5 protein-coding genes are annotated in these 3,660 nt (G+C 50.9%); 3 read left to right on the top strand and 2 right to left on the bottom strand.

The features are described from left to right. Window positions 1-8: 8 nt before the first annotated feature. Together purB and ABYP73_RS12215 are read right to left on the bottom strand one after the other, a co-directional pair. Window positions 9-1,367, bottom strand: a complete 1,359-nt coding sequence (purB, locus tag ABYP73_RS12220; protein WP_372974517.1) for an adenylosuccinate lyase — start codon at window positions 1,365-1,367, stop codon at window positions 9-11. A gap of 77 nt (window positions 1,368-1,444) precedes the next feature. Next, complete coding sequence (locus ABYP73_RS12215; RefSeq protein WP_372974516.1) at window positions 1,445-2,173, bottom strand: NAD-dependent deacetylase; 729 nt, start codon at window positions 2,171-2,173, stop codon at window positions 1,445-1,447. 11 nt (window positions 2,174-2,184) lie between these two features. Here ABYP73_RS12215 and ABYP73_RS12210 point away from each other — a divergent pair, with 11 nt between their 5' ends. The 3 genes from ABYP73_RS12210 to ABYP73_RS12200 all read left to right on the top strand — a co-directional run. Further along, a complete protein-coding gene (locus tag ABYP73_RS12210; RefSeq protein WP_372944645.1) occupies window positions 2,185-2,841 on the top strand; it encodes a TrmH family RNA methyltransferase in 657 nt (218 codons plus the stop codon). A gap of 45 nt (window positions 2,842-2,886) precedes the next feature. Continuing rightward, entirely contained in the window at window positions 2,887-3,423 is a 537-nt protein-coding gene (locus tag ABYP73_RS12205) for an SRPBCC family protein (protein WP_372944646.1), read from the top strand. Further along, window positions 3,423-3,660 (top strand): VOC family protein (locus ABYP73_RS12200; RefSeq protein ID WP_372974515.1); only part of this gene is annotated, 238 nt, incomplete at its 3' end. The genes ABYP73_RS12205 and ABYP73_RS12200, both read left to right, overlap by 1 nt.

Raw genomic sequence — 3,660 nt, 5'->3', positions numbered from 1 at the left:
TTTGGGACTCAGATACCCGTGTAGTTTTCCGGGCTGATGGATTTCAATTCGGATTTGACCTTATCTGTGATCTCCAGGGTATCGATAAATCGGGAAATCGTTTCCTGCGTGATTCCATCATTCGTCCTGGTGAGGGCTTTCAGGGCTTCGTAAGGATTTGGATATCCTTCCCTCCTGAGGATGGTCTGGATGGCCTCGGCCACCACAGCCCAGTTATTATCCAGGTCGGCCTGTATCCTCTGCCCGTTCAGGAGGAGTTTACCCAGTCCTTTCAGGGTAGATTGCAGGGCTATCAGGGTATGGGCAAAAGGGATCCCGATATTCCTGAGCACGGTACTGTCCGTAAGATCGCGTTGCAGTCTGGACACCGGTAGTTTGGATGCCAGGTGCTCAAAAAGAGCATTCGCCAGGCCCAGGTTTCCTTCTGCATTTTCAAAATCGATGGGATTTACCTTGTGTGGCATGGCTGAAGAGCCCACTTCCCCTTCCTTGATCTTCTGCTTGAAGTAATCCATGGAAATATAGGTCCAGATGTCGCGGTTGAGGTCGATCATGATGGTGTTGATCCTCTTCAGGTTGTCAAAGAGGGCCGCCATATGGTCGTAATGTTCTATCTGGGTAGTCGGGAAAGAATGGTACAGTCCGAGTTCCTCCTCCACGAAAGATTTGCCGAACTCCTTCCAGTCGATTTCTGGATAGGCCACCTGATGGGCATTGAAATTTCCCGTGGCTCCCCCGAATTTGCTGGCATGGGGAATTCCCTCCAACAGTTTCAGCTGTTCCCTGAACCGCGTGATGAAGACCTCTATTTCCTTCCCGAGTCGGGTTGGGGAGGCCGGCTGTCCGTGGGTCCTGGCGAGCATGGGTACTGCTTCCCATTCTCCGGCCTTTTCTTCCAGGGTGGTGATGAGTTCTGTTATTCCCGGCAGATACACCTCCTGTATCGCCTCCTTAACTGAGAGCGGGATAGCCGTGTTATTGATATCCTGGGAGGTCAGCCCGAAGTGGATGAATTCCTTGAATGCTGACAGCCCCAGGGCATCGAACCTCGATTTTACAAAATATTCAACAGCTTTTACGTCGTGGTTGGTCGTCTGTTCGATCTTCTTGATCTCCAGGGCATCTTCCGTGGAGAATTCCCTGTAAATCTTCCTCAGGGGAGTGAACTTAGACCCGGGGATTTCCTTCAACTGAGGCAAAGGCAGATTTACCAATGCGATAAAGTACTCGATCTCCACCCGTACCCTGTACTTCATCAATGCCTCTTCAGAGAAGTAGGACACCAGGGATTTTACCTTTTTCTTATAACGGCCGTCTACGGGCGATATCGCCTTGATTTCTGTGGTAAGGTCTCGTGCTGAACTCATAGTTTCGAGAAAGCGCAAAGATAACTATTCCTTTCGAGTTTAGAGAGGCGAATACTTTATGGTAGAGGGGGATCGGATCACACTCCCTGATCCAGGAGCCGGGATACCAGTTCGGGTACTCCTTCTGATGCCTTGTGAGGGATAAGGTGGAGGTTGAGACCGGGGGTGGGGGCCAGTGCAGGCCGGGGATCCACCAGGTAAATAGGCACCCCTTCATCAGCGTAATAGAGCAGGGAGGCGGCAGGGTACACCTGCAGGGAAGTGCCGACGATGATCAGGATATCCGCTTCGGAAGTAATGGAGGCAGCTCTGGGCAATAAGGGTACCTCTTCCCCAAACCAGACGATATGGGGACGGAGCTGATTTCCGGCTTCACATACGTCCCCGAGATACAGGTCTTTCTCCCAGCGGTACACGGAATACGGAGGCGCGGTACTCCTGACCTTGAGCAATTCGCCGTGGAGATGGAGTACCCGACTGCTTCCCGCCCTTTCATGCAGATCATCCACATTCTGTGTGATGATGTGGGTGTCGAATTTCTTTTCCAGTTCCACGAGTGCCTTGTGACCCGCATTGGGCCTCGCCTGCAGCAATTGTCTGCGCCTTTCGTTGTAGAACTGCAGGACGAGTTCGGGGTTCGACCTGAATCCCTGGGGCGAAGCTACTTCCATGACATCGTGGCCCTCCCAGAGACCGTCTGCATCCCGGAATGTCTTCAGACCGCTGTCTGCGCTCATCCCAGCCCCTGTGAGGATGGTGATCTTTCTCTTCATCGCCTTGCTTTCTCCTAAAGATACGTTTTTCATATATTCGAACTATGGTGGATCCCGGTCTGATCGCATATCTGGAGTCATTCGTATCTGAAGATCGGTTAAGGCGATTTTCAGAAGTACTGCAATGGCGTACCCGATATATCACGGTGGCCATGGAAGATGTTTACCACCTCCACAATGCGAGTGCGGTGATCCGGAGTGCCGATGTATTTGGCCTTCAGGACGTCCATATCATCGAAGAGCGATTTGGCAAGCGACTCGACAAAAAGATCGCGCTGGGAGCGCAGAAATGGGTAGACATACACAGATACCCCACCACGGAAGCCTGTCTGAAGAGCCTCAGGGACAAGGGGTACCGAATACTGGCCACCACACCCCGAAAAGATGCCCTTTCTCTCGAGAAGCTCACCGTAGACCACAAGATAGCCTTCCTGTTCGGGGCCGAAAAAGAGGGGCTGAGTGAAAAGGCCCTGGAAAAGGCCGATGACCTGATCCACATCCCCATGGTGGGTTTCACGGAAAGCCTCAATGTCTCCGTGGCAGCGGCCATCGTACTTCAGAGGGCGACCTCCCTGCTGCATGCCTCCAGCGTGGACTGGAAGTTAAGAGAGGAGGAAAAAGAAGAAAAACGGGTGGAATGGATCAAAAAGTCGGTGCGGAACCTCGATAAAATTATCGCCCGTTACCATCAGGACCGTTAGAAAGATTTCGTATCTTACTTCAGCAACCAACTAATTGATAATGATATGTATACAGCACTTTACATCCTGCTTGTGCTGCTGGCCATCATCCTGATTCTGGCCATCATCGCCCCAAAATCCTATGATGTAAATCGCTCCATTGTCATCTCGAAACCCAGGAGCGAGGTATTCGATTACTTGAGGTACCTCAGGAAAATGGATGAATGGTCTCCCTGGGCCAAAAAGGATCCCAACATGGAACAGAAATTCACGGGTACGGATGGAGAAGTCGGTGCGATCAGCTACTGGAATGGAAATAAGGAAGTAGGGGAGGGGGAGCAGGAGATCAAAGCCATAGATCCCGGGAAAAGAATAGACGGGGAGCTGCGTTTTATGAAACCCTGGAAATCCCAGTCGGACTGCTACCTGATCACCGAAGACGCATCCGGAAATGGCACGAAGGTTACCTGGGGTTTTAAGGGGAAGAACAAATTTCCCATGAGCATTATGATGCTCTTTATGAATATGGACAAAGCGGTGGGCAAGGATTTTGAAGAGGGACTGTCTACACTTAAAAACAAACTCGAAACAAATTCTCAGTGATGGAATACAATATGGTAGGTTGGTTCGAGCTCCCTGTGGAGGATATGGACCGTGCAAAAAAGTTTTATGAGGCTGTATTTGACGTTCAAATCCACGTTCAGGATTTCAATGAGTTACTGATGGGGTGGTTCCCTTTTGCAGACGGAAAACCCGGTGCCAGGGGTTCCCTTGTAAAACACTCCGATTTTTATCGCCCAAGTGCCACTGACGGGCCATTGGTCTATTTTTCCTGTGAGG

The sequence above is a fragment of the Muriicola sp. genome (genome assembly GCF_041567615.1).
GTDB lineage: Bacteria > Bacteroidota > Bacteroidia > Flavobacteriales > Flavobacteriaceae > Muriicola.
The sequence above is the reverse complement of the archived record's forward strand: the minus strand, read 5'-3'. Positions and strand labels throughout refer to the sequence as shown.

Bases quoted from the DNA above. Each gene is read 5' to 3' on its own strand.
- purB (WP_372974517.1), bottom strand. From the start codon at position 1,367: ATGAGTTCAGCACGAGACCTTACCACAGAAATCAAGGCGATATCGCCC.
- ABYP73_RS12215 (WP_372974516.1), bottom strand. From the start codon at position 2,173: ATGAAAAACGTATCTTTAGGAGAAAGCAAGGCGATGAAGAGAAAGATC.
- ABYP73_RS12210 (WP_372944645.1), top strand. From the start codon at position 2,185: ATGGTGGATCCCGGTCTGATCGCATATCTGGAGTCATTCGTATCTGAA.
- ABYP73_RS12205 (WP_372944646.1), top strand. From the start codon at position 2,887: ATGTATACAGCACTTTACATCCTGCTTGTGCTGCTGGCCATCATCCTG.